General features: G+C 70.4%; 27 protein-coding genes. 12 read left to right on the top strand and 15 right to left on the bottom strand.

The window, feature by feature from the left end; all coding sequences use genetic code 11:
* Positions 1–11: 11 nt before the first annotated feature.
* The 9 genes from ABEA34_RS20715 to dnaK are packed head-to-tail and all read right to left on the bottom strand — an operon-like array spanning position 12 to position 9,686.
* Positions 12–971 (bottom strand): AraC family transcriptional regulator, encoded by a 960-nt coding sequence (locus ABEA34_RS20715; protein WP_345523520.1) that lies wholly within the window; start codon positions 969–971, stop codon positions 12–14.
* A 32-nt stretch (positions 972–1,003) separates the two neighbouring features.
* Positions 1,004–2,671: an FAD-dependent oxidoreductase gene (locus ABEA34_RS20710; RefSeq protein WP_345523518.1), complete on the bottom strand. Its 1,668-nt coding sequence runs from the start codon at positions 2,669–2,671 to the stop codon at positions 1,004–1,006.
* The gene (locus tag ABEA34_RS20705; protein WP_345523517.1) at positions 2,649–2,927 is read right to left on the bottom strand and encodes a UBP-type zinc finger domain-containing protein; all 279 of its coding nucleotides are present in this window, start codon (positions 2,925–2,927) and stop codon (positions 2,649–2,651) included. Before ABEA34_RS20705 ends, ABEA34_RS20710 begins: the two co-directional genes overlap by 23 nt.
* Positions 2,924–3,376, bottom strand: a complete 453-nt coding sequence (gene trxA / locus ABEA34_RS20700; protein ID WP_345523516.1) for a thioredoxin — start codon at positions 3,374–3,376, stop codon at positions 2,924–2,926. The genes ABEA34_RS20705 and trxA overlap by 4 nt, the downstream gene beginning before the upstream one ends.
* Positions 3,373–6,009, bottom strand: coding sequence for an ATP-dependent chaperone ClpB (clpB, locus tag ABEA34_RS20695; RefSeq protein WP_345523514.1), 2,637 nt, complete (start codon positions 6,007–6,009; stop codon positions 3,373–3,375). Before clpB ends, trxA begins: the two co-directional genes overlap by 4 nt.
* Positions 6,000–6,320: a chaperone modulator CbpM gene (locus ABEA34_RS20690; RefSeq protein ID WP_345523512.1), complete on the bottom strand. Its 321-nt coding sequence runs from the start codon at positions 6,318–6,320 to the stop codon at positions 6,000–6,002. The genes clpB and ABEA34_RS20690 overlap by 10 nt, the downstream gene beginning before the upstream one ends.
* On the bottom strand, positions 6,317–7,279 hold the full coding sequence (locus tag ABEA34_RS20685) for a DnaJ C-terminal domain-containing protein (protein ID WP_345523510.1): 963 nt from the start codon (positions 7,277–7,279) through the stop codon (positions 6,317–6,319). Before ABEA34_RS20685 ends, ABEA34_RS20690 begins: the two co-directional genes overlap by 4 nt.
* Complete coding sequence (locus ABEA34_RS20680) at positions 7,279–7,785, bottom strand: nucleotide exchange factor GrpE (RefSeq protein ID WP_345523508.1); 507 nt, start codon at positions 7,783–7,785, stop codon at positions 7,279–7,281. The genes ABEA34_RS20685 and ABEA34_RS20680 overlap by 1 nt, the downstream gene beginning before the upstream one ends.
* A 5-nt stretch (positions 7,786–7,790) precedes the next feature.
* Complete coding sequence (gene dnaK / locus ABEA34_RS20675; protein ID WP_345523506.1) at positions 7,791–9,686, bottom strand: molecular chaperone DnaK; 1,896 nt, start codon at positions 9,684–9,686, stop codon at positions 7,791–7,793.
* 261 nt (positions 9,687–9,947) lie between these two features.
* Between dnaK and ABEA34_RS20670 the strand changes: the two genes are divergently transcribed.
* Together ABEA34_RS20670 and ABEA34_RS20665 are read left to right on the top strand one after the other, a co-directional pair.
* Positions 9,948–10,247, top strand: a complete 300-nt coding sequence (locus tag ABEA34_RS20670; protein WP_345523504.1) for a putative quinol monooxygenase — start codon at positions 9,948–9,950, stop codon at positions 10,245–10,247.
* A 38-nt stretch (positions 10,248–10,285) separates the two neighbouring features.
* The gene (locus tag ABEA34_RS20665) at positions 10,286–10,864 is read left to right on the top strand and encodes an NADPH-dependent FMN reductase (protein ID WP_345523502.1); all 579 of its coding nucleotides are present in this window, start codon (positions 10,286–10,288) and stop codon (positions 10,862–10,864) included.
* A 40-nt stretch (positions 10,865–10,904) separates the two neighbouring features.
* Here ABEA34_RS20665 and ABEA34_RS20660 read toward each other — a convergent pair whose 3' ends face one another.
* The 4 genes from ABEA34_RS20660 to ABEA34_RS20645 form a co-directional block, all read right to left on the bottom strand.
* Positions 10,905–11,540, bottom strand: a complete 636-nt coding sequence (locus tag ABEA34_RS20660; RefSeq protein WP_345523500.1) for a hypothetical protein — start codon at positions 11,538–11,540, stop codon at positions 10,905–10,907.
* A gap of 402 nt (positions 11,541–11,942) precedes the next feature.
* Entirely contained in the window at positions 11,943–12,821 is an 879-nt protein-coding gene (locus ABEA34_RS20655; RefSeq protein ID WP_345523498.1) for a COX15/CtaA family protein, read from the bottom strand.
* Positions 12,821–13,591, bottom strand: a complete 771-nt coding sequence (locus ABEA34_RS20650; protein WP_345523497.1) for an ABC transporter permease — start codon at positions 13,589–13,591, stop codon at positions 12,821–12,823. Before ABEA34_RS20650 ends, ABEA34_RS20655 begins: the two co-directional genes overlap by 1 nt.
* Positions 13,588–14,397: an ABC transporter ATP-binding protein gene (locus tag ABEA34_RS20645; protein WP_345523770.1), complete on the bottom strand. Its 810-nt coding sequence runs from the start codon at positions 14,395–14,397 to the stop codon at positions 13,588–13,590. Before ABEA34_RS20645 ends, ABEA34_RS20650 begins: the two co-directional genes overlap by 4 nt.
* Before the next feature lie 157 nt (positions 14,398–14,554).
* On the opposite strand from ABEA34_RS20645, the gene ABEA34_RS20640 reads away from it, so the two are divergent.
* From ABEA34_RS20640 to ABEA34_RS20600, 9 genes are all read left to right on the top strand, one after another.
* Complete coding sequence (locus ABEA34_RS20640) at positions 14,555–15,265, top strand: helix-turn-helix transcriptional regulator (protein ID WP_345523495.1); 711 nt, start codon at positions 14,555–14,557, stop codon at positions 15,263–15,265.
* Positions 15,265–16,683 carry a Fe-S cluster assembly protein SufB gene (gene sufB / locus ABEA34_RS20635; RefSeq protein WP_345523493.1) on the top strand — a complete coding sequence of 473 codons (1,419 nt, stop codon included), beginning with the start codon at positions 15,265–15,267 and terminating at the stop codon, positions 16,681–16,683. The genes ABEA34_RS20640 and sufB overlap by 1 nt, the downstream gene beginning before the upstream one ends.
* Positions 16,684–16,825: 142 nt before the next feature.
* Positions 16,826–17,977, top strand: coding sequence for a Fe-S cluster assembly protein SufD (sufD, locus tag ABEA34_RS20630; protein WP_345523492.1), 1,152 nt, complete (start codon positions 16,826–16,828; stop codon positions 17,975–17,977).
* Positions 17,974–18,309: a non-heme iron oxygenase ferredoxin subunit gene (locus ABEA34_RS20625; RefSeq protein WP_345523491.1), complete on the top strand. Its 336-nt coding sequence runs from the start codon at positions 17,974–17,976 to the stop codon at positions 18,307–18,309. Before sufD ends, ABEA34_RS20625 begins: the two co-directional genes overlap by 4 nt.
* Complete coding sequence (sufC, locus tag ABEA34_RS20620) at positions 18,306–19,064, top strand: Fe-S cluster assembly ATPase SufC (protein ID WP_345523489.1); 759 nt, start codon at positions 18,306–18,308, stop codon at positions 19,062–19,064. Before ABEA34_RS20625 ends, sufC begins: the two co-directional genes overlap by 4 nt.
* Position 19,065: 1 nt before the next feature.
* Positions 19,066–20,316 carry a cysteine desulfurase gene (locus tag ABEA34_RS20615; RefSeq protein WP_345523488.1) on the top strand — a complete coding sequence of 417 codons (1,251 nt, stop codon included), beginning with the start codon at positions 19,066–19,068 and terminating at the stop codon, positions 20,314–20,316.
* 3 nt (positions 20,317–20,319) lie between these two features.
* Positions 20,320–20,772 carry a Fe-S cluster assembly sulfur transfer protein SufU gene (gene sufU / locus ABEA34_RS20610; RefSeq protein ID WP_345523487.1) on the top strand — a complete coding sequence of 151 codons (453 nt, stop codon included), beginning with the start codon at positions 20,320–20,322 and terminating at the stop codon, positions 20,770–20,772.
* On the top strand, positions 20,765–21,136 hold the full coding sequence (locus ABEA34_RS20605; protein ID WP_345523486.1) for a metal-sulfur cluster assembly factor: 372 nt from the start codon (positions 20,765–20,767) through the stop codon (positions 21,134–21,136). The genes sufU and ABEA34_RS20605 overlap by 8 nt, the downstream gene beginning before the upstream one ends.
* Before the next feature lie 21 nt (positions 21,137–21,157).
* Entirely contained in the window at positions 21,158–21,784 is a 627-nt protein-coding gene (locus ABEA34_RS20600) for an acVLRF1 family peptidyl-tRNA hydrolase (RefSeq protein ID WP_345523485.1), read from the top strand.
* Here ABEA34_RS20600 and ABEA34_RS20595 read toward each other — a convergent pair.
* Positions 21,772–22,353, bottom strand: coding sequence for a hypothetical protein (locus tag ABEA34_RS20595; protein ID WP_345523484.1), 582 nt, complete (start codon positions 22,351–22,353; stop codon positions 21,772–21,774). The genes ABEA34_RS20600 and ABEA34_RS20595 overlap by 13 nt on opposite strands.
* Positions 22,354–22,514: 161 nt before the next feature.
* On the opposite strand from ABEA34_RS20595, the gene ABEA34_RS20590 reads away from it, so the two are divergent.
* Positions 22,515–23,423 (top strand): phosphotransferase, encoded by a 909-nt coding sequence (locus ABEA34_RS20590; protein WP_345523482.1) that lies wholly within the window; start codon positions 22,515–22,517, stop codon positions 23,421–23,423.
* Positions 23,424–23,515: 92 nt separating this feature from the next.
* Here the strand turns inward: ABEA34_RS20590 and ypfJ are convergent, their stop codons facing one another.
* Complete coding sequence (ypfJ, locus tag ABEA34_RS20585) at positions 23,516–24,424, bottom strand: KPN_02809 family neutral zinc metallopeptidase (RefSeq protein WP_345523480.1); 909 nt, start codon at positions 24,422–24,424, stop codon at positions 23,516–23,518.
* Positions 24,425–24,482: the final 58 nt, after the last annotated feature.

The raw sequence follows: 24,482 nt of genomic DNA, 5'->3' as shown, positions 1-24,482 counted from the left end.
GATCGGCCAGGTCACCCGGGGGTGTTCAGGGTGTCCGACGGGAGCTCCCCGAAGGCATCACGGTAGGCGGCCGCGAAGCGGCCCAGGTGGTTGATGCCGACCTGGGTCGCGACCTGGGCGACCGTGGTCCGGTCGGGGGTCGCCACGCCGAGCAGGTCGCGGGCGCGGTGCAGTCGGACATCACGCACGTAGGACATCGGCGGCATGCCGACCTCGCGGTGGAATCCCTCTTGCAAGGCCCGCACGCTGAGATGGACCTCGTTCGCCAACCGAACGGTCGACCACGGCTCGTCCGACCGGTCGTGCACGAGGTCGATCGCGCGGGCCACGGCCGATGTCGGCGCGGGGGACGTGGCGGCGTCCATCTCGTCGGTGTAGGTGTGGTGCTGCCCGATCAGCAGACCGTCGATGACCAGGCCTCGGACATGACGGCCCACAGACGGGCGGTCGATCAGGCCCGGACCGCCTGCGACCTCCCCGGCCAGTACGCCGAGCAGCCCCCGCCACGCGCGGCTGGTCGGCGAGGCGAGGTCCATGGCGGGGTCGAAGTCCAGGCGGGCCCGGAGGGAGTGGCCCAGCAGGGTCTCGAGCTCGGTCTCGACGTCGGAGCGGGAGATCATCAGGCAGAGCTGGGTGCAGCTCGCCGCCCAGGCGATCTGTGCTGGACGCCCGGGCCCGAACACCGCGGCCGTTCCTGGCGCCGTCTCGATTGCCGGGCCCGGCCAGCCGCCGGACGATCGAGCGCGACCGGACAGCGGGGCGTTGACGTGGAAGTCGTCGGCCTCGGCGGTCGTCACCGTGACCGATCGACCGTAGGACAGCCTCCCCACGGTCAATCCGTCCAGCCGGATGCCGGAGATGTGCATGTCGAGCGGTTCGCGCCCGTGCCCGAGGTCGAGGCGGTTGGGCAGGAACAGCTCGCCGACGACGCTCTCGGCGTGGTCTCGGTCCTGGGCTCGCGCTGTGGTCACCGGCGATCGACGACGGTCGGACGGGGCACTGCTCATCGTCGACCCGCACTCTCGAGGTACTCGTGGACGAGACGGACGGCCATGGCACCCTCGCCGACGGCGGAGGCGACCCGCTTGACCGACCCGCTGCGGACGTCACCCACGGCGAACACGCCGCGGCGGCGCGTCTCGAACGTCCCGTCGGGGCGGCCGGCGGCGGGTCCGGTGAGCACGAATCCCTTGTCGTCCAGGGCGATCTCCCCGTCGAGCCAGCCGGTGTGGGGGGCTGCGCCGATCAGCACGAACAGTGCCGTCGTCGCCACGCGCTCCATCTCGCCTGACCGGAGGTCGCGCAGCACGACCTCGTCGAGCCCGGCGTCCCCGATGAGCTCCGCGACCTCGCGGTGGCGCCAGATCGTGATGCGCGGTGACTGCTCCACGCGGTCGGCGAGGTAGCGGGACATGTCCCTGCCGAGGTCGTCGTGTCGGATGACCAGGTTGACCTCGGGCGCACGGCGGGCCAGGAAGCAGGCAGCCTGGCCGGCCGAGTTGCCGCCGCCCACGACCGTGACGGGGTCCTGTCGACACAGCCGAGCCTCGAACTCCGTCGCGGCGTAGTAGACGCTGCTGCGCTCGAGGCGGTCCATCCCGGGGAGGTCGAGACGTCGGTAGCGCGCACCCGTGGCAACGAGGACGGCGTGTGCGACCAGGTCATCTCCCTCCGCCAGGCCCACCACGTGGTAGCCCTCGACCTGGGTCAGGGAGGTCGCCTCGCCGGGGACGCTGAAGGCCGCCCCGAACTTGCGGGCCTGGACGACGGCCCGGTCTGCCAGCTCGGCGCCGGAGATGCCAGCCGGGAACCCCAGGTAGTTCTCTATCTGGGAGGAGGTTGCCGCCTGCCCACCGGTGGCGAACTCGTCCAGGACCACCGTGGAGAGCCCCTCCGAGGCGGCGTAGACCGCCGCGGCCAGACCGCCCGGGCCCGCGCCCACGACGACGAGGTCGTACGCCGACCGGCTGGGCGCTGCCCGGAGCCCGAGGAGGTCGGCCAGCTCGGTGGTGCTGGGGTTCCGCAGCACGGTCTGCCCCTTCCAGATCACCACGGGCGTCTGGTCGGGTGGGATGTCCAACGCCCGCAGCGTGAGCTCGGCGTCGGGATCCTCCTCCAGGTCCTCCCATCGGCACGGGATGCGGTTGCGGCTCGCGAAGTCCCTCAACCGGCGGGTGTCGGCCGAGTAGCGGGAGCCGATGATGCGGAGGCCCGCGCCGAGGTCGGCATGGATACTGCGTCGGAGGATGAAGGCGCGCAGGATCAGGTCTCCGAGCGCCTGGTCCTGGGTCACTGCCTCCCTGAGCCGGTCATAGCCCACCTCGAGGACCTCGACATCGGTCTGGGCGACGGCGGTGACGTAGACAGCCTGGCCGGTGAGCATCGACAGGTCACCCACGAAGCGCCCTCGTCCATGGACGGCGAGCACTCGCGACGCGCCCTCGGAGGCCTCCTCCTGGACGACCTGGACCTTGCCGTCCAGGACGACGAACAGGCCGCAGTCGCGGTCTCCCGCGCAGAACAGCGTGGTGCCCGTCGTCAGGGTCCTCCGCTCGCCGTACTGCGAGAGCAGCATGATCTGCTCGTCGGTGAGCCGCGGATAGGCCCCCGTGACATCGGGGGTCTCGGGCAGGTCCGGGAGCCGGCGCTCAGACGAACTGCTCGTCGACATAGCACCACCTCCAGCTCTCCCCGGGTTCGATCGACCGCACGATGACGTGGCCCGTCGTGGCGGCATGACCGCGTGCGTGCCGCATCGGCGAGGAGTCGCAGCAGCCGACCTGGCCGCAGGTCAGGCACTGGCGCAGGTGCACCCACGGGGTGCCGAGCTGCACGCACTCGGCGCAGGCGCGCCGGGCGGGTGGCGGGACGGGCTGGATGATCGCGAGGTGCGGGTCCGCGGCGAGCCCGACCGGGTTGGCGGTCATGACGCGCTCGCCGGGAGGCGGGGCTCGAGCCAGGAGCGGAGCTGGTGCTCCGGGAGGGCGCCGATCTGCTTGTCGGCGACCTCGCCGTGGTCGAGGAGGACGAGCGTGGGGATCGCCTGGACCTCGAACCGTCGGCTCACCTCCGGGTTGTCGTCGGCGTTGACCTTGACCAGCTTGAGCCTGCCGGCCAGCTCACCGGCCAGCTTCTCCAGGGCTGGGCTCACCATCCGGCAGGGCCCGCACCACGGAGCCCACACGTCGACCAGCACGGGCAGGCTCGACTCGTCGGCGACGGCGTGGAACTCCTCGTCGTTCGCGTCCACCACCCAGCGCAGCGGCGTGCTGCACTTCGCGCAACGGGGCACCCCCTGGGCGACTGCTGGGACCCGGTTCTTGGTTCCGCAGTTGTCGCACGTGACCTTCGTCGACTTCTGGTCGGTCGCGGTCATGCCACTGCCCGCCTCTCCGGCGCGTCGCCGGTCGCGGTCACGGTGATCTCCCCGTCGACGACGTCGACCGAGATCGTGCCGCCGTCGGCCGCATCGCCGCGCAGCAGCGCCCGGCCGACCTGGGTCTCCACCTCGCGGGAGATGTAGCGCCTCAGCGGCCGGGCGCCGTACGCCGGGTCGAACCCCTGGTCCGCGATGAAGCGGGACGCCTCGGTCGTGACCTCGAGGGTGATCCGCATGTCGGCCAGCCGCTGGCGCAGCTCGTCGAGCTGGAGGTCGACGATGCGCTCGATCTCGGCGAGTGTCAGGGGCTTGAACATGACGATCTCATCGACGCGGTTGAGGAACTCCGGGCGGAAGTGCGACTGCAAGGCGCGCATCACGAGGGAGCGCGCCTCGTCCTTGACCTCGCCGGCCGCGGTGACCCCCTCGAGCAGGTGTTCCGAGCCGATGTTGGAGGTCATGATCAGCACGGTGTTGCGGAAGTCGACCGTCCGGCCGTGGGAGTCGGTGAGGCGGCCGTCGTCGAGCACCTGGAGCAGCGTGTTGAAGACATCGACGTGGGCCTTCTCGATCTCGTCGAGCAGCACCACCGAGTAGGGCTTGCGACGCACGGCCTCGGTGAGCTGACCGCCCTCCTCGTAGCCGACGTAGCCGGGCGGCGCGCCGACCAGGCGGCTGACCGTGTGCCGCTCCTGGTACTCGCTCATGTCGATCCGGACCATGTTCTCCGCGGTGTCGAACAGGGCCGCCGCCAAGGTCTTGGCCAGCTCCGTCTTGCCGACGCCGGTGGGGCCGAGGAAGATGAACGATCCGATGGGCCGCTGGGGGTTCTTGATGCCGGAGCGGGCGCGGACGACGGCGTCCGCCACCAGCTGGACCGCCTCGTCCTGGCCGATGACGCGTTCGTGCAGCACCTCGTCGAGCCGCAGCAGCTTGTCGCGCTCGCCCTCCTGGAGCCGGGTGACCGGGATACCGGTCCAGCGGGCCACGATGTCGGCGATCTCGTCGGCGGTCACGACCTCGCGCAGCAGTCGCCGGCCGCCCTGCTTGCTCGCGAGCCGGGACTCGGCCGCCTCCAGGCGCCGTTGGATCTCCGGGAGCTGACCGTGGCGCAGGGACGCCGCTCGGTTGAGGTCGTACTCGCGCTCGGCGCGCTCGCTCTCCAGCCGGACCTGTTCCAGCTCCTGGCGTAGGGACTGCACCTCACGCAGCGCCGACCGTTCGGCCTCCCACTGCGCCCGCAGGGCATCGGCCTCCGCCCGGGCGTCGGCCAGCTCCTTGCGCAGCTCCTGGAGGCGGGCCCTGCTGGCGGCGTCCTCCTCCTGCGCGAGAGCCGCCTCCTCGATCTCCATGCGGGTCACCCGCCTGGTGAGCTCGTCCAGCTCGGCCGGCATCGAGTCGATCTCGGTACGCAGCATCGCGCAGGCCTCGTCGACGAGGTCGATGGCCTTGTCGGGCAGGAAGCGGTCGGAGATGTAGCGGTGGCTCAGCGTCACCGCCGCCACCAGCGCACCGTCGTGGATCTTCACGCCGTGGAAGACCTCGAACCGTTCGCGCAGCCCCCGCAGGATCGAGAGGGCGTCCTCCTCCGTGGGTTCGCCGACGAGGACCGGCTGGAACCGGCGCTCGAGGGCTGCGTCCTTCTCGATGTGCGTGCGGTACTCATCGAGGGTGGTCGCGCCGATCATGTGCAGCTCGCCGCGCGCCAGGAGCGGCTTGAGCATGTTGCCGGCGTCCATCGCACCCTCGCCTGCACCGGCGCCGACGACGGTGTGCAGCTCGTCGACGAACAGCAGGATGTGGCCCTCGGCGCTCTGCACCTCGTTGAGCACGGCCTTCAGCCGCTCCTCGAACTCGCCGCGGTACTTCGCTCCGGCGATGAGGGCGCCCATGTCCAGGGCGAAGACGGTCTTGTCCAGCAGGCCCTCGGGCACGTCGCCGTCGGCGATCCGCTGGGCGAGACCTTCGACGATCGCGGTCTTGCCGACGCCGGGCTCGCCGATCAGCACCGGGTTGTTCTTGCTCTTGCGCGACAGGATCTGGACGGTCCGACGGATCTCCGAGTCCCGGCCGATCACCGGCTCGAGCTTCCCGGCCGCCGCCGCCGCGACGAGGTCGCGACCGTACTTCTCCAGTGCCTCGTAGGTCCCCTCCGGCGTCGCCGACGTCACCCGCTGGTGACCGCGCACCTCGGTCAGCGCGGCCAGGAAGCTGTCACGGGTCAGTCCCTGCGCCTTGAGGAGCCGCCCGGACGCGGAGCCCGAGCCCTCCTCCAGCAGGGCGATCACGAGGTGCTCGACGGACACGTACTCGTCCTTGAGCCTGCGGGCCTCGCGGTCGGCCGTGTCGAGCAGCCGCGAGAGCCGCTGGGTGATCTGCACCTGCCCGGGCGTCACGCCGGGTCCGGTGACCCGGGGACGGCGGCCGAGGTCGGCCTCCAGGGCCTCGCGCAGGCGGTCCGGATCGCCTCCCGCCCGTGCCAGCAGCGGCGCGACCAGGCCTTCTTCCTGGTCGAGCAGGGCCAGGAGCAGGTGCTCCCCGTCCACCTCGATGTGGCCGAAGCGCAACGCCTTGGTCTGGGCGTCGTGCAGAGCCTCCTGCGACTTCTGGGTCAGTCTGTTCATGTCCATGGAGCGCCTCCTCGTCGTGAGATCCGCCGCTGTGCCTGTTCCAGCTCCGCGATCCGGTCGAGCAGCTCGACGACCAGGCCGATGGCGGAGTAGCTGAGGTTCAGGCCCATCCGCAGTCGCTGGATCCGCGCCATCTCCCGCACCTGGGACGGGTCGAACCACAAGCGCCCCTGCGCGTCGCGGGTGACCTCCAGCAACCCCATGGCGACCAGGCGGCGCACCAGCTCGGGATGCAGGCCGGTGGCCTGCCCATAGCTGTCGAGGCTGAGCCGGTAGGGCCGAGCGAGGGCGTAGTGGGTGACCGTGGTCATGGTCGACTCCTCGGGTCGAAGGTGGAGGTCTTCGCGAGCTCCTCGAAGAGCCGCTGCTCCTCAGCGCTGAGGGTTCCGGGCACGCGGATCTGCAGCTCGGCGTAGAAGTTGCCCGGCTTGCCGTGTCTGTCGGGGAGCCCGCGGCCCCTGAGCCGCAGCCGCCGGTGGCTGGACGAGCCGGCCGGGACCTTCACGGCGGCGACGCCTCCGGGGGTGTCGACGGAGACCGACGCGCCCAGGGCAGCCTCCCACGGAGCGATCGGCACGAGAGCGTGCAGGTCGCGACCGTCGACCCGGTAGCGAGGGTGGTCGGCGATCCGGACCACCAGGTAGAGGTCTCCGGCGGCCGCAGAGCCGCTGCCCTGGCCACCTTGGCCGCGCAGTCGGATCCGCTGCCCGTCGACCACGCCCGCCGGGATGGTGACGTCGAGGGTTCGGGGACCGTCGGGTCCGTTGATCGTCAGGCTGCGCTCGGTTCCGCCGTAGGCCTCCTCGACGGACACCTCCACCTCGGCCTCGTGGTCGGAGCCCGGGACCCGGCCTGGTCCCCAGCCGCCTCGCCCGCGGCCGCCGAAGATTCCCCCGAGCAGGTCCTCGATGTCGACGCCGTCACCGAAGTCGCCTGCGCCGAAACCCCTCGATGAGCCGGATCCGGACGACCAGCCCCCGCGCGCGCCAGCACCGGCATCGGCGTACGCCCGGGCCTGGCGCCAGGCCGCCGGATCGGTCTCGGGAGGGACGCGTCGGAAGTCCTCGCCGAAGGCGTCGTACCTGCGACGCTGCTCGGGATCCGACAGCACGTCGTAGGCCTCGGCGATGTCCTTGAACCGCTCCTCGGCCCCCGAGTCCTTGTTGACGTCGGGGTGGTTCTGCCGGGCCAGCCTGCGGTAGGCCCGTTGGATGTCGTCGGGGTCGGCGTCGCGGGAGACTCCGAGCACCTCGTAGAAGTCTCGGGCCATCAGGATGCCCTCGTGGCCACCACGACCGCCGCCGGTCGCAGGATCCTGTCGTCAGGCCCGTACCCGGGACGCACGACATGAGCGACAGTGCCTGGCACCGACCCCTCTTCGTACACCGTGCCGACCGCCTCGTGCACGGCCGGGTCGAAGGCCCGGCCGGCGTCGTCGCGTTGCGGGTAGCCGAGGTCGGCCAGGACGCCGACCGCCTGCGCGAGCACGGCTCGCACGCCCTCGACCACGGAGTCGGAGTCGGACGACGCGTGCTCGAGCGCCCGCTCCAGGTTGTCCACGACGGGCAACCAGCTGGCTGCCACGGCAGCCCGTTCCTGCTCTCGGCCGCGCAGCACGTCACGCGCGCAACGCTTGCGGACGTTGTCCAGCTCGGCAGCCGTACGCCGCCACGCGTCCTCCAGCTCCGCGACCTGACGCGCCTGGTCGACGTGCTCGGCCGCGTCGTCTACGCCCTCTGGAGCCTCGTTCGTCGGGGCCACCTCGTGGTCGGACATGGCGGTCACTGGGACGTGAACTCGGCGTCGATGACGTCCTCGTCATCGCTGTCAGAGCTCACGTCGTCGCGGGCGCCGGCCGACCCTGTCGAGGATGCCCCGTCGCCTCGGGCCGCAGTGCTCAGCACCTGGCTCATCTGGTGGAGCTCCCCGGTGAGGGCACGGAGACGCTCGACGGGTTCGTCACCCTCGACGGCCTGCCTGGCCTCCTCGACCAGCATCTCGGCACGGGCACGATCGTGCTGGGGCACGGACGCGCCGCCCTCGTCGAGAGCCTTGCGGACCTGGTAGGCCACGGAGTCGAGCTCGTTGCGAGCGTCGACCCTTTCGCGCAGGGCTGCGTCCTCACCGCGGTGAGTCTCGGCGTCCTCGATCATCCGGTCGATCTCCCTCTGGTCGAGCGTGGAGGTCTCGCTGATGGTCACCTCCTGCTCGACACCGGTGTCCTTGTCGCGCGCCGAGACGTGCAGGATGCCGTTGGCGTCGAGGTCGAAGGTCACCTCGACCTGGGGTACGCCGCGAGGCGCCGGACGGATGTCCTCCAGCCGGAACCGGGCCAGCACGCGGTTGTCGGCGGCTCTCTCCCGCTCACCCTGGAGGACGACGACGTCGACCGCGGACTGGTTGTCCTCCGCGGTGCTGAACACCTCGGTCCGCCGAGCGGGAATGGTGGTGTTGCGCTCGATGACCTTGGTCATCACACCGCCCATCGTCTCGAGCCCCAGCGAGAGCGGGGTGACGTCGAGGAGCAACACGTCCTTGACGTCCCCCTTGATGATCGCCGCCTGGACGGCGGCGCCGATGGCGACGACCTCGTCGGGGTTGACGGTCATGTTGGGGTCCTTGCCACCGGTCAGGCGGCGGACCAAGGCCTGCACGGCCGGGATCCGGGTCGAGCCGCCGACGAGGATGACCTCGTCGATGTCGTCAGCGGTGACCTTCGCGTCCTCCATCGCCTGCTTGACCGGATCGAGGCAGCGCTCGACGAGGTCGGCGGTGAGCTGCTCGAACGTCGACCTCATCAGGTTGACGTTGAGGTGCTTGGGCCCGGAGGCGTCGGCCGTGACGAAGGGGAGGTTGACGGCGGTCTGGGTCACCGCCGACAGCTCCACCTTGGCCTTCTCCGCAGCTTCGAACAGGCGTTGCAGGGCCTGCGAGTCCTCGCGGAGATCGATGCCGTTGGACTTCTTGAACTCGTCAGCCAGGTGGTCGACGAGGCGCCGGTCGAAGTCGTCCCCGCCCAGGTGCGTGTCACCGGCGGTCGACCTGACCTCGACCACGCCCTCGCCGACCGTCAGGATGCTCACGTCGAACGTGCCACCGCCGAGGTCGAAGACGAGCACGGTCTCGTTCTCGAGCTTGTCCATCCCGTACGCGAGGGCAGCGGCTGTCGGCTCGTTGATGATCCGGAGGACCTCGAGCCCGGCGATCCGGCCGGCGTCCTTGGTGGCCTGGCGTTGCGCGTCGTTGAAGTGCGCCGGGACGGTGATGACCGCTTCGGTGACCCGCTCGCCGAGGAACTTCCCGGCGTCGTCGACCAGCTTCCGAAGCACCTGTGCGGAGATCTCCTCCGGCGCGTAGAGCTTGCCGTTGACCTCGAGTCGCGCCGTGCCGTCGGGACCGGCGACCACGTCGAACGAGACGGCCGACAGCTCGCTGCTGACCTCGTCGTACCTGCGGCCGATGAAGCGCTTCGCGGAGTAGATCGTCCCCTTGGGGTTCAGGATCGCCTGTCGTCGGGCCATCTGGCCGACGAGTCGCTCGCCGTTCTCCAGGAAGGCGACGACCGACGGCGTGGTCCGGTTGCCCTCCACGTTCGGGATGACCTGCGGCTGACCACCGTCCATCGCCGCGATCACCGAGTTCGTCGTGCCGAGATCGATACCGACTGCCCTGCCCATGGCCCGCTCCTTCGCTCGATGTCTGCCGGATCCCCCATGCTGTGTGGCGGGGGTTCGGCCGGCATCCCGTGTACGGGTTAGTTCCGAGAATCCCGGCTGAGCAACTGGACCGTCGTCGCTCGGTGAGCTGGCAGGGGTACCCGTTCACGGGATGCGGGTGAGCTGCGCGACTGAGAAGCATGGGCGGGGACAGGTGTTCGGGGTGGTGTCCACTCGCGGCCGACCGGCGGCGTCGTCCCCCGAGACGAAGGAGCCCGACCCATGCTGACCAAAGCCCTCCTCGTGCGACTCGAGGCACTGCCGGGAAAAGAGACGGAGCTCGCCGACTTCCTCACCGAAGCGCGGTCGATCGTCATGGACGAGCCCGGCACCGTCGCCTGGTTCGCCATCCGGTTCGGGCCCTCGACCTTCGGCGTGTACGACGTGTTCCCGGACGACGAGGCCCGAGACGCCCACCTCGCCGGCGGTGTGGGCCAGGCCCTCGGGCCCAATACCGGAGTCCTCTTCTCCGAGCCGCACATCGAAAAGATCGACGTCCTCGCTGACAAGCTCCCCGCGTAGCCCACCACACCAAGGCCTCACGAAAACCAGGAGGAACCATGACCACCTACAAGGTCGGCTACTTCGTCGGCAGCCTGTCCTCGACGTCGATCAACCGCATCCTCTCCAGGGCCCTCATCCGGGTCGCTCCGGACGACCTGGAGTTCAGCGAGATCCCCATCGGCAACCTGGCGCTGTACAGCCCGGACTTCGACGACGACTACCCGCCCGAGGCCCGAGCGCTCAAGGCTTCGATCGCTGCCGTCGACGCGGTGCTCTTCGTCGCCCCTGAGTACAACCGCTCGATCCCCGGGGCGTTGAAGAACGCGATCGACTGGGCGTCCCGACCATGGGGACAGAACTCCTTCGACCACATCCCGGCCGCGGTCATCGGAGCCTCCGTCGGACAGATCGGCACCGCCATCGGCCAACAGAGCCTGCGCGCTGTGCTCAGCTTCTGCAACGCCCGCCAGATGACCTCACCCGAGGCCTACATCCACTACTCCGCCGATGTCTTCCAGGCAGACGGCGAGGTCACGGACGACTCCACCGAGGCCTTTCTCCGCGCCTACATGGCCGAGTTCCGCACCTACATCGGCATGGTCCTGACCGTCCTGCCACGCCCGCAAGAGCAGTGAGACGGCCAGGTCGCCTGCAGTCCAGCCTGGGCTCGGATCGCTAGGACGAGTCTCGGTCGTGCGCGAGGCGCTCGCGGCGGTCCTCCTCGCGCTTGGAGTAGGCAGCGGCGCGGATCGCCTCGTCCGTCTCCAGACCGGAGCCGAGTCCACCGCCGACGGTGGCCGCCGACGCCACGAACCAGGCCAGGACGAACAGCTCGCGGTAGCTGACGGCCGCGTTGAGATAGCCGCCCATGAGATCGGGGTCGAGGATGAAGAACGCCCACGCCAGGTTCAGGGCGTAGAGCGCCACGTAGCAGATCAGCACGCCAGCCATCAGGGTCAACAGGGTCGACGCGTTGTAGAGGCGCGATCTCTCCCGTGCCTGCGGCGAGTCGTCGTCGGGGCGGTCCCAGAGCTCGCCGTCGATCACGAGCCAACCCACGACGAGGGCGATCGAGCCGATCGTCGCCACCACGAGGCGCCACCAGGACAGCGAGTCCGCAAGGAGCCAGACCGTCGAGTTGACGGTCGCCACAGCCCCGGTCGCCAGGGCCGCCACGAGAGCAGACTTCAGGCCCGGGACCAGCAGCCACGGACGGTTGGCGAGCACCATGCCCAGGAGCAGGCGCCACCGGCCGCCGAACTGAGGCAGGACGACCCGCTGCTCTCCGTCCTCGGTCCTGGGCTCCGACATCGCGCTGAGCAGTGAACGCAGCGCTCGGCGGGATCGAGCATGTGTCCGGATCCCGCCGAGTGCAGGCAGGGAGAGCACCGCGGTCCGCTGCGCCCGATCGGTTTGGACCAGCAGGTGCCGACCACCGTCGTCGTGAAGCGGGAGCTCGGTCAGGCCGACGACGAGATCCCATTCCCGCTCGCGGGCCCGGTCCTGCAATCGACCCACGGCGGTCCCAACGTCTTCAGACCCGGTCGTGAACGGCTCACTCACGACAGTGATCTCCCACGAGACGTCCCCGTGAGGAGGACTCACATCAGAGATCCTCCGCGCGATCGCGGTCGGTGCGGCTGGATCTGCAACGAGGCCGACCCGGATGTTCTTCATAGAACATGACACCGCATCGGTCGCGGGATCGCGAACCTACGACTCGCGCACCTCGAGCAGCGCCTGGGTGACGGTCGCCGAGATGATCGCGGCGCCGAGCATGTGGAAGCCGACGAGCACGACGGGCAGGTCGGTGAAGTACTGCACGAACCCGATCAGGCCCTGGGCCAGCTCGACGACGAGCAGCACCACGACGGCCCGGCGTACGGCGGCCGGCCGCTTGGCCGCGACCACCGCGAGCAGCAGGCCGATGGTGAGGCCGACCAGCAGGAAGACCAGGTCCGCGTGCACCTGGCTCATCTGCAGCGGGTCGAGCCCGTTGCGCTTCGCGTCCCTGTCGCCGGCGTGCGGGCCGGAGCCGGTGACGACCGTGCCGACGTAGAGCACCGCCCAGGCGGTGGCGAACGTCGACCAGGCGAGGGCCACCAGGGCTCCGCGCGGGGCGACCTCGGGTGCCGGCCGGTCGAGCCGCCAGCGCAGCAGCACCGCGACGCCGATGATCGCCATCGAGCAGAGCAGGTGGAAGGACACGATCCACGGGTTCAGGTCGGTCAGCACGGTGATGCCGCCGATGACCGCCTGCGCGGGGATGCCGAGCGCGATGACCAGGGCGAGCCGGCGCAGGTCGCGGCGTCCTGCCTGCCAGGTCGCGACGAACGTGCCGATCGCGACCACGACGAGCACGTAGGTCAGCATCCGGTTGCCGAACTCGATCGCCGAGTGCACGTCGTACGCCCCGTGCGGGGTGAAGGACCCGGCGTGGCACTCCGGCCACGTGGGGCAGCCGAGCCCGGAGCCGGTCAGCCGGACGACGCCGCCGGTGACGACGATGCCGATGTTGACCACGATCGACGCCCAGGCCCAGCCACGCAGCCAGTCGTCGAGGTGCCGGACGCGATAGCGAAGGCGTTCCATCACTCCCACTTGAAGGTCTTGGCGGTGAGGACGGTGCCGAGCGCCGCCCAGACGAGCAGCACGCCGAGGTCGCGCCACGCGACCGCACCGTCGATGAAGCCGGTGCGCATCGCCTCGCCGAGGGCGGCGGACGGGAGCCACTGCAGGAACGGCCGCGCGTCGCCGTACGCCGTCAGCGGGAGGACGACGCCGCCGCCGGTCATCAGCAGCAGGTAGATCAGGTTGGCCGCGGCGAGCGTCGCCTCGGCCCGGAGCGCGCCGGCGACGAAGAGACCGAGCGCGGCGAAGGCGGCGGTGCCGAGGAGGATCGCGAGCGCGACGCCGAGCACGCCCGGCTTGGGCGTCCACCCCAGCAGCTGGCCGACGCCGCCGATGATGATGACCTGGACGAGCTGCACGAGGAGCAGCGCGCCGACCTTGCCGGCCAGCAACCCGGACCGGGGGAGTGGTGAGCTGCCGAGCCGCTTGATCACGCCGTACCGGCGCTCGAACCCGGTCGCGATCGCGAGCGAGGTGAACGAGGTCGACATCACCGCCAGGGCGATCACCCCGGGGGTGAAGATGTCGACGAGCGGGTGCGAGGACGGCAGGTCGAGGTTGAGGTGCTCACCGGCGGTGACCGCACCGAAGAGGACCAGCACCGGGATGACGACGGCCAGCAGCAGCTGCTCGCCGTTGCGCAGCATCAGCCGCGCCTCCATCCGGGACTGCGCCAGCACCTGCTGGTGCAGCGGCGCCGCGCCGGGCTTCGGGGTGAAGGTGCCGCTCACGGCTCGAGCTCCCGTCCGGTGAGCTCCAGGAAGACGTCCTCGAGGGTGCGCGAGCCGAAGCTGATCGACCGCACCCCCACACCGTGCTCGCCGCTCCACCGGTCCACCGACGCGCGCAGCGCGGCCTCCGCGTCGCCGGGCAGCTCCTGGTCGACGACGAGACGCACGGTCGCCGACGTGCCGCGGGTCAGCTCCTCCGGCGTCCCCGAGGCGATCAGCCGGCCCCGGTCGATGATGTGGATCTGGTCGGCGAGCCGCTCGGCCTCGTCCATGTAGTGGGTGGTGAGCACGACCGTGACCCCGTCGCCGCGCAGCTCCTCGAGCAGCTCCCACGTCGTCCGCCGGGCCTGCGGGTCCATGCCGGCGGTCGGCTCGTCGACGAACACGATCTCGGGGCGCCCGACGATCGCCATCGCCAGGCCGAGGCGCTGCTGCTGACCGCCGGAGAGGCGTCGGTACGGCGTACGCCCGCAGTCGCCGAGCCCGAGCCGCTCCGCGAGCATGTCGGTGTCGAGGGGGTGGGCGTGCAGGCGGGAGACGTGGGTGAGCATCTCCATCGCGCGGACGCCGCTCCACGCACCGCCACCCTGGAGCATCACGCCGATGCGGGGGAGCAGGTCGCGGCGCTCGCGGACCGGGTCGAGGCCGAGCACCCGGACGGTGCCGTGCTGCGGCTTCCGGTAGCCCTCGCAGGTCTCGAGCGTGGTGGTCTTGCCGGCACCGTTGGGGCCTAGCACGGCGGTGATCGTGCCCCGGTCGACCGTCAGCGAGAGACCGTCGACGGCGACCTTCTCGCCGTACCTCATCACCAGGCCGTCGACGGAGACGGCAGGGGAGGTGTCGGGCACGCCCGTCAGTGTAGGGAGAGCCGGCCTGTGGCCCGGCTCACGCCCTCCGCCCGCGAGCGGCAGGTAAGGGTCGCCTTCCTTGAAGCGGCGAAAACAATAAGGGCACACTGGTGTTGTGGAAATCAACGAGGTGCCCGTTCCCGGGCACGACCAGACGACGCGTCAGCGCGTCGCCCGGTCGATCCTCGTCAACGGACCCTCGACCGCCGCGGCGCTCGCCGAGCGGCTCGACCTCACCCCGGCCGCCGTACGCCGTCACCTCGACCAGCTGCTCGAGGAGGGCCTCGTCGAGGCGCGGGAGCCGCGCAGCCAGGCCACCCGCGGGCGCGGCCGGCCGGCGAAGGCCTTCGCGCTGACCGAGTCCGGTCGCGACGGCTTCGACCAGCAGTACGACGACCTCGCGGCGCAGGCGCTCCGCTTCCTGGCGGAGACCGGTGGCGACGAGGCCGTCCGGGAATTCGCCGCCCGCCGCTGGGCGTTCATCCCGGAGAGGTTCGAGGGGATCCGGGCGGAGCACCCCGAGCTGGGGTCCGCCGAGGTCCTGGCCCAGGTGTTCACCGCCGAGGGGTACGCCGCGACGGTTCGCGACAGCCCGGTCGGGGAGCAGCTGTGCCAGCAGCACTGCCCGGTTGCCCACGTAGCCCACGAGTTCCCGCAGCTGTGCGAGGCCGAGACCGAGGCGATCAGCCTGGTCCTCGGCAGCCACGTCCAGCGGCTGGCCACGATCGCCCACGGCGACGGGGTCTGCACCACCTGCATTCCCAGCAGCACCGTTACCGGCACAGCGAAGAGCACACCCACCAAGACGAAGGAGACGGTCAGCTGATGACCACCATCGACGAGCGCAACCCCGAGCTCGAGGGCATCGGACGCTACGACTTCGGTTGGGCCGACTCCGACGTGGCCGGCGCCACCGCCAAGCGCGGGCTGAGCGAAGAGGTCGTCCGCGACATCTCCGCGAAGAAGAGCGAGCCGCAGTGGATGCTCGACCTGCGCCTGAAGGGCCTCAAGCTCTTCGGCCGCAAGCCCATGCCCAACTGGGGCTCGGACCTGTCGGGGATCGACTTCGACAACATCAAGTACTTCGTGCGCTCCAGCGAGAAGCAGGCGGCGACGTGGGACGACCTCCCCGAGGAGATCAAGAACACCTACGACCGGCTCGGCATCCCGGAGGCGGAGAAGCAGCGCCTGGTCTCGGGCGTCGCGGCGCAGTACGAGTCCGAGGTCGTCTACCACTCGATCCGCGAGGACCTCGAGGAGCAGGGCGTCCTCTTCCTGGACACCGACACGGCGCTCAAGGAGCAGCCGGAGCTCTTCCAGGAGTACTTCGGCACCGTGATCCCGGTCGGCGACAACAAGTTCGCCGCGCTCAACACCTCGGTGTGGTCGGGTGGCTCCTTCATCTACGTCCCGCCGGGCGTCCACGTGGACATCCCGCTGCAGGCCTACTTCCGGATCAACACCGAGAACATGGGTCAGTTCGAGCGCACCCTGATCATCGTCGACGAGGGCGCCTACGTGCACTACGTCGAGGGCTGCACCGCGCCGATCTACTCCTCCGACTCGCTGCACTCGGCCGTCGTCGAGATCATCGTGAAGAAGGGCGGCCGCTGCCGCTACACGACCATCCAGAACTGGTCCAACAACGTCTACAACCTCGTCACCAAGCGCGCCGTCTGCGAGGCCGGCGCGACCATGGAGTGGGTCGACGGCAACATCGGCTCCAAGGTGACGATGAAGTACCCGGCCGTCTACCTGATGGGCGAGCACGCCAAGGGCGAGACGCTCTCCATCGCGTTCGCAGGCGAGGGCCAGCACCAGGACGCCGGCGCCAAGATGGTCCACGCGGCGCCCAACACGAGCTCGAGCATCCTGTCGAAGTCGGTGGCGCGTGGCGGCGGACGTACGTCGTACCGCGGCCTGATCCAGATCAACGAGGGCGCGCACGGCTCCAAGTCCAACGTGCTCTGCGACGCGCTCCTGGTCGACCAGATCAGCCGCTCGGACACCTACCCGTACGTCGACATCCGCGAGGACGACGTGTCCATGGGTCACGAGGCCTCGGTCTCGAAGGTCTCCGACGACCAGCTCTTCTACCTGATGTCGCGCGGCATGGAGCAGGACGAGGCCATGGCGATGATCGTCCGCGGCTTCATCGAGCCGATCGCCAAGGAGCTCCCCATGGAGTACGCCCTCGAGCTCAACCGGCTCATCGAGCTGCAGATGGAGGGCGCGGTGGGCTGAGCGCGCAAGCGCGCTGCAGCCCACCGCCCCCCGCTCCTCCTCGCCTAGCGGCTCGTCGTCGTGTGGTTGCGGAGGACTTGGATCTCATCTACCGATACTGAAAGCCGATTCATTGACTGTCACCGATGCTGCCCGCGAGAGCGTGGCGGACTCCCTGGAGCTGGGTGCTGGCTTCAGCCACCTGAACCCGCCCCCGTCGTACGACCTCGCCGACCACCCCGTGCCCACCGGGCGCGAGGAGATCTGGCGCTTCACGCCGCTCAAGCGGCTGCGCGGCATCCTGGACGGCGACGCGTCCGACGCCCGCCTGACCTGGGACACCACGCTGCCCGAGGGCGTCACCCTCACCGAGGTCACTGCCGACCAGGCGCGTGAGCTCGGTGAGCTGGCTCCCAACGACCGGCCGTCCGCGCTCGCCGCGGCCAACGCCGGCGGCGCGATGCTGCTCGACGTCCCGGCCGAGGCCGAGATCGCCGAGCCGATCGTGCTGCGGCTGCACGGCAGCTCGGTCGAGGACCTGGTCTGGGGCCAGCTGGTCATCCGGGTGGGCCGGCACGCCAAGGCGACCGTCCTGGTCCTGCACACCGGCACGGCGCGCTACTCGGCGATCACCACGGTGCTCGCGGGCGACGCGTCCGACGTCAACGTGCTCTCGTTGCAGGACTGGGACGACGACGCGGTGCACCTCGGCCGCGACGCGATCCAGGTCGGCCGCGACGCCAGCGTCAAGCACACGTCGATCTCGTTCGGCGGCGACCTGGTCCGGATGCACGCCAACGTCGAGTACGCCGGGCCCGGCGGCTCGGCCGAGCTCCTCGGCCTCTACTTCGCCGACGAGGGCCAGCACCTCGAGCACCGCCTCTTCGCCGACCACACGGCGCCGCGGACCAAGAGCCACGTGCTCTACAAGGGCGCGCTGCAGGGCCAGGGCGCGCACACGGTCTGGATCGGCAACGTGCTGATCCGCAAGGTCGCCGAGGGCATCGAGACCTACGAGGAGAACCGCAACCTGGTCCTCTCCGACGGCTGCCAGGCCGACTCGGTCCCCAACCTCGAGATCGAGACCGGCGAGATCGAGGGCGCGGGCCACGCGTCCGCGACCGCGCGGTTCGACGACGAGCAGCTCTTCTACCTGCGCTCGCGCGGCGTCTCCGAGAAGGAGTCGCGCCGACTGGTCGTGCACGGCTTCTTCAACGACCTGATCCGCAAGGTCGGCATCCCCTCGATCGAGGCCCAGCTGCTCGAGACCGTCGAGGCCGAGCTGGCCAAGAACGTGCTGAAGGACTTCCAGTGACCTTCGAACGGGCCTGTGCGGTCGCCGACGTCCCCACCGACGAGGCGCTCGGCGTCACGGTCGGTGCGTACGACGTCGCGGTCGCTCGTGACGGCGACGAGTTCTTCGCCATCCAGGACCTGTGCTCGCACGCCGCCGTCGCCCTGAGCGAGGGCGAGGTCGCCGACTGCACGGTCGAGTGCTGGCTGCACGGCTCGCGCTTCGACCTCCGGACCGGCAAGCCCACCGGGCTGCCCGCCACCGAACCCGTCGCGACCTTCCCGATCGAGGTCCGCGACGACTCGATCTTCATCGACACCACCACCACCCTGAACGGAGTCACCCCCTCATGAGCGAGCTGATCATCAAGGACCTGCAGGTGTCCGTCGACACCGAGGACGGTCCCAAGGAGATCCTCAAGGGCGTCACGCTGACCATCAAGGACGGCGAGACCCACGCGATCATGGGTCCCAACGGGTCGGGCAAGTCGACGCTGGCCTACTCGATCGCGGGCCACCCGAAGTACACCGTCACCGGCGGCACCGTCACGCTCGACGGTGACGACGTGCTGGCGATGACCGTCGACGAGCGGGCGCGCGCCGGGCTGTTCCTGGCGATGCAGTACCCCGTCGAGGTCCCCGGCGTCTCGGTGTCCAACTTCCTGCGGACGGCGAAGACCGCCCTCGACGGCGAGGCACCCAAGCTCCGCACCTGGGTCAAGGACGTCAACTCGGCGCTCGAGAAGCTCAACCTGGACCCGACGTTCGGCACCCGCTCGGTCAACGAGGGCTTCTCCGGCGGCGAGAAGAAGCGCCACGAGATCGCCCAGCTCGAGCTGCTGAACCCGAAGGTCGCGATCCTCGACGAGACCGACTCCGGCCTCGACATCGACGCGCTCAAGATCGTGTCCGAGGGCGTCAACCGGTTCCGGGCCCAGGAGGGCAAGGGCGTCCTGCTGATCACGCACTACACGCGGATCCTGCGCTACATCGAGCCCGACTTCGTGCACGTCTTCGTCGACGGCAAGATCGCCGAGCAGGGCGGGCCCGAGCTCGCCGAGCAGCTCGAGGCCGAGGGCTACGAGAAGTACCTCACGGCGGCGGTCTGACATGACGACGACCCAGCTGGCAGGGCTCCTCCCCGAGCTGGAGGTGATCCGCGCCGACTTCCCGATCCTGGATCGCACCGTCGCGGGTGGCCTGCCGCTGGTCTACCTCGACAGCGCCAACACCTCGCAGAAGCCCCAGGTGGTCATCGACACGATGGTCGACCACCTGGAGCGGCACAACGCCAACGTCGCGCGCGCCATGCACACGCTGGGCGCTGAGTCGACCGAGGCGTTCGAGGGTGCGCGCGACAAGGTGGCGGCGTTCCTGAACGCGCGGTCGCGCAACGAGGTGGTCTTCACCAAGAACGCCACCGAGGCGCTCAACCTGCTCGCGCGCACGATCGAGCTCGGCCCCGGCGACAACGTCGTGATCACCGAGATGGAGCACCACTCCAACATCGTGTCGTGGCAGCTGGCGTGCGAGCGCTCCGGTGCCGAGCTGCGCTGGTTCGGGCTGACCGACGACGGTCACCTCGACCTGTCCAACGCCGACGCGCTGATCGACGAGCACACCAAGGTGGTCGCCTTCACCTGGGTCTCCAACATGCTCGGCACGATCAACCCGGTGACCGACCTGGTGGCGCGCGCGAAGGCATTCGGCGCCTACTCGGTCATCGACGCCTCCCAGGCGGCACCGCAGCTGCCGGTCGACGTCGCCGCGACCGGCTGCGACTTCCTGGTGTTCACCGGTCACAAGGTCGTCGGGCCGACCGGCATCGGCGTGCTGTGGGGCCGCGAGGAGCTGCTCAACGCGCTCCCGCCCTTCCACGGCGGCGGCGAGATGATCGAGACCGTGACGATGGCGCGCTCGACGTACGCGCCGGCCCCGCACCGCTTCGAGGCGGGCACCCCGCCGATCGTCGAGGCCGTCGGGCTCGGTGCCGCGGTCGAGTACCTCTCCCACATCGGGATGGACGCGATCCACCGCCACGAGCAGACGATCACGGCGTACGCGCTCGAGGGCCTGGCCACCGTGCCCGGCCTGAAGGTGCTCGGGCCGCTGGACGCCGCCGAGCGCGGGGGAGCGATCTCGTTCGAGATCGACGGCGTGCACCCGCACGACGTCGCCCAGGTGCTCGACTCGCGCGGCGTCGCCGTGCGCGCCGGCCACCACTGCGCGAAGCCGGCACACGCGCGTTTCGGCGTGCAGAGCTCGACCCGGATGTCGTCGTACCTCTACACGACGCCCGCCGAGATCGACGCGCTGGTCGAGGGCCTGGAATACACCCGTTCGTACTTCAAGTTGGGTTGATTGATGGCATCCGAACTCGACACCCTCTACCAGGAGATCATCCTGGACCACTACAAGCACCCCCACCACGCGGGTCTGCGCGACCCGTTCGAGGCCGAGGTGCACCACGTCAACCCGACCTGTGGTGACGAGGTGACGCTGCGCGTCCACGTCGCCGACGGCGTCGTGCAGGACGTGTCGTACGACGCGGTCGGCTGCTCGATCTCGCAGGCCTCCGCGTCGGTGCTGACCGACCTCGTCATCGGCAAGCCGGTCGACGAGGCGATGACGATCCACGAGACGTTCCTGACCCTGATGCAGGGCAAGGGCACCGTCGAGCCCGACGAGGACGTCCTCGAGGACGGCATCGCCTTCGCCGGTGTCGCGAAGTTCCCGGCACGCGTCAAGTGCGCGCTGCTGTCCTGGATGGCCTGGAAAGACGCCACCGCCCGATCCCTGGAGGAATCCCATGGCTGACCACAGCGACCTGCCCGACGTCCCCGAGGCCGCCGGCGGCGGCGTCGGCACCTCCACCGTCTCGGTGGACGACGTCACCGAGGCGATGAAGGACGTCGTCGACCCCGAGCTCGGCATCAACGTCGTCGACCTCGGCCTCGTCTACGGCGTGCACATCGACGAGGACAGCAACGCCGTCATCGACATGACGCTGACGTCTGCGGCCTGCCCGCTCACCGACGTGATCCAGGACCAGACCAACAGCGCCCTCGAGGGGCTCGTCGCCGATGTCCTGATCAACTGGGTCTGGATGCCGCCGTGGGGCCCGGACAAGATCACCCCCGACGGCCGCGAGCAGCTGCGGGCGTTGGGCTTCAACGTCTGACTGGATCAGTAGTCTCGGCGCATGCCGACCTTGCAGGTACCTCGCGAGCGGCTGGTTCGCTGGGTGGCGAACTTCGAGGAACGCCACGGTGTGACCGCTCTCCACGTCGCGGACGGGGCCCTGACCGGGACGGCTGAGGACGGCTCGACGTTCGCAGCACACCCGCCCTTCGCCGCGGCGTACGCCGGGGAGCCGGAGGCGACCGCCTTCGCCGCCGCGACCACGCTGCCCGAGGACTGGGGCGTGCTCCTGGTCCGCAAGGGCGGCTTCGCCATCGCCCGGCTGACGGGGGAGCGGACGGTCGACTCCAAGACCGGGCAGCGCCACGTCCAGGGCCGCACCAAGGCGGGCGGCCAGAGCCAGCAGCGGTTCGCCCGGCGCCGGGACAACCAGGCACGGCAGGCGTACGAGGCGGCGGCCGAGCACGCCGCCCGCATCCTTGCCGGGCTGACCGGCCCGCTCGTGACCGGCGGCGACCGCCCGGCGGTCGACGAGGTGCTCGCGGACCCGCGCCTGCGCGCGCTGACGGTCGTCGAGCCGTGGCTCGCCGTGCCGGATCCACGCCGCGGCGTGCTCGAGCAGGCGGTCCGGGACGCTGCCGCCGTCCGCGTCGCCGTGCGCAACGCGGACCAGGGTCAGCCGCAGTAGGTCGCGTCCTGGGTCCCGGAGATACCGTGCCAGGCGCGCTCCATCGGCGTCTCCCAGCGCTGGGTCACCGAGGTGAACGCGCGCGGGGTGCGGATCGGGTCGCCCGGCGGGTTGGTCGAGCGGGCGTGCACGACCGTGATCCGAAGGGTCGCCTTGTCCGACTCGGTGCCGGCCCAGCACGCCGAGGCCCGCTTCTTCTGCTTGGCGATCGCGTTGGTCACCCGGTCGCCGACGCGCTCGCCGGCGTAGCGGAACGCCACCGTCGGGACGTAGCCGGCGCCGCCGTCCCACGGGGCGATCACGGTGATGCTGAGACCGTGCGTGCGGCTGGTCGGGATGTTCCACGACACGGAGCCGTCCTTGACCGTACGACCCTTGGCCTGCCAGACGTTCCGGCGACCGTTCAGGGCCTGGGTGAGCCCGATGTGGCACCCCTCGCACCCGGTGACCCGCAGCGTCAGATGGGTGCGCGGCGTCGCCGGCCGCGCGTCGGCCGAGGAGGAGAGGCCCGTGAGGGAGCCCCCGAGCAGAGCGGCGGCGAGCAGGGCGGTCAGTACCCGAGAGGTCATGGCAGATCCTTCGTCGATGGGTCGCCCGGCGGTTCCGGGCACTCAAGGGGGGAGACGTGCGCCACGGGCCATCGGTTGCCGCCTTGCCGACATTTCGTGGCAGCCGGGCGACACCGCGTGGTGGCGCTACCTCGCGCGCGACATCGGCTAGCGTCCGACGCATGTGGCAGCCCGAACCCGGGTGGCACGCGCTCCCCGGCGGGAGCGGTGCCTCGACGGTTGGCGTCTGGAGGACCGTCCTGGGCGACCAGCCCGTCGTGGTCAAGCGGGTGGCCCGGCCGGCGGCCGACGACCCGGCGGAGCTGACCAACCCGCGTCACTTCGCCTACTGGCGGCGCGCGGCCGACGTCGTCACCGCCGGCACCGTCGTCGACACGCCCGGCTTGCGCGCGGCCGGGCTCGGCGCCGTCGAGGAGGACGAGGACGGCATCACGATCACCCAGGAGTGGGTCGAGGACGCGTCGAGCAGCGGGCTCTTCTGTGCACACGCGATGGGCCGGTTCGCCGGGGCGCACCTCGCCGCCGCGCCCTGGCTGGCCCGCAACCAGCTGCGCGACCGGCTCGCCCGCGTCGAGAGGCACGGCGGGTGGCAGACCCTCGCGCGGACCACGGTCGCCGACGTGGCGGACCACCTGTGGGGCCGCCGCGTCGAGCTGCTGGCGGCCGCCGACGCACTGGTCCAGGTGCCGCAGCACGGCGACGCCGTACCCGCCAACCTGCTGGGGCGCTCCGGCGACGACGCGATCGCGATCGACTGGTCGACGCTCGGCACCGGCCCGGTCGGCGCCGACCTGGGCTACTTCGCCCTCGCCGCCCGCGAGGAGCTCGAGCCGCTCATCGACGCCTACCTGCTCGGCATGCCCGAGGGGCTCGCGACCCGCGAAGAGGTCACCCTGGGCGCCCGGGTCACCGCCGTCTACACGGTCCTCAACCGGGCGGAGTGGGCATTGGCCCGGGCCGCCCAGGGCGAGGGTGCGCTGGCCGGGAAGTTCCGGCACCCCGCCGTCGCGCCGCACCTGCGGGCGCTGCAGCGGCAGTTCGCCCACATCGAGGCGCTGGTCGAGGGCTGAGCGGTCGTCGAGTGACGCGAGATCGCCCTGAAATCACGCGGCCGGGGGCCAATCGGCGTCACTCGACGAGCTCGGGCAGTGCCTGAGCGAGCTCAGAGAGCCCCGGCAGCGAACGTGTCGCACGCGTCGAGGGTGCCCTTGCTGTAGCCGGTCCGGAACCACTGCACCCGCGACTTCGCCGAGCCGTGGGTCCACTTCTCCGGGTCGACGTCGCCGCCGGACTGCTGCTGGATCCGGTCGTCGCCGACGGTGGTGGCGGCCTCGATCGCGAGCTGGATGTCCTCGTCGGTCAGGGACTCGAAGATCGCGACGCCTTTGGTGTCCTCGGTCGCGGACGCCGCCTTGGCCCACATGCCGGCGTAGCAGTCGGCCTGCAGCTCGAGGCGTACGGCGTCGCTCTTCGGCCCCTGCTGGGTCTTGACCTTGCCCATGGTGCCGAGCAGGTTCTGGATGTGGTGGCCGTACTCGTGCGCGAGCACGTACGCCTCGACGAAGCCGCCGTCGGGACCACCGAGCTGCTGCTCGAGCACGTCGTCGAAGAACGTGGTGTCCAGGTAGATGATCTGGTCGGTCGGGCAGTAGAACGGCCCGACGTCGGCCGTCGCCGAGCCGCAGCCGGTGCTGATGCCGTCGGTGAACGTCTCGATCTTGCGCTCGGGCTGGAACGCCGTGCCGGACTGGTCCGGCAGCGCGTCGGTCCAGTAGTCGGTGAGGGAGTTCTCGATCGCCACCCGTGCGCAGTCCGCGCTGTCGTTGGCGTCCTTGCCGCTCTCGCACTTCCCCTGGTAGCGGCCGGTCTCGCCGGCCGGGGTGTCGCTGCCACCGCCGCCGCCCATCACGAGGCTGGCGACCACCACGATCACGACGATGATCAGGGTCCCGATGCCGCCACCTGCGACTCCGCCGGGGATCGGGATGCCGCCGCCACGGCCGCCGCCCGAACCGCGTCCGGCGTCGCCCATGCGACTGGTGTCCAGCCGGGCTTTCGGGTTGAACCGCATGGGTGCTCCTACAGGGTGGACGGGCGTGACGGGGGACACCGTCGCCGATGCCCGGAAG

Source organism: Nocardioides conyzicola, from assembly GCF_039543825.1.
Classification (GTDB): domain Bacteria; phylum Actinomycetota; class Actinomycetes; order Propionibacteriales; family Nocardioidaceae; genus Nocardioides; species Nocardioides conyzicola.
Note: the sequence above shows the minus strand (reverse complement) of the source record. Positions and strands in the feature narration are given on the sequence as shown.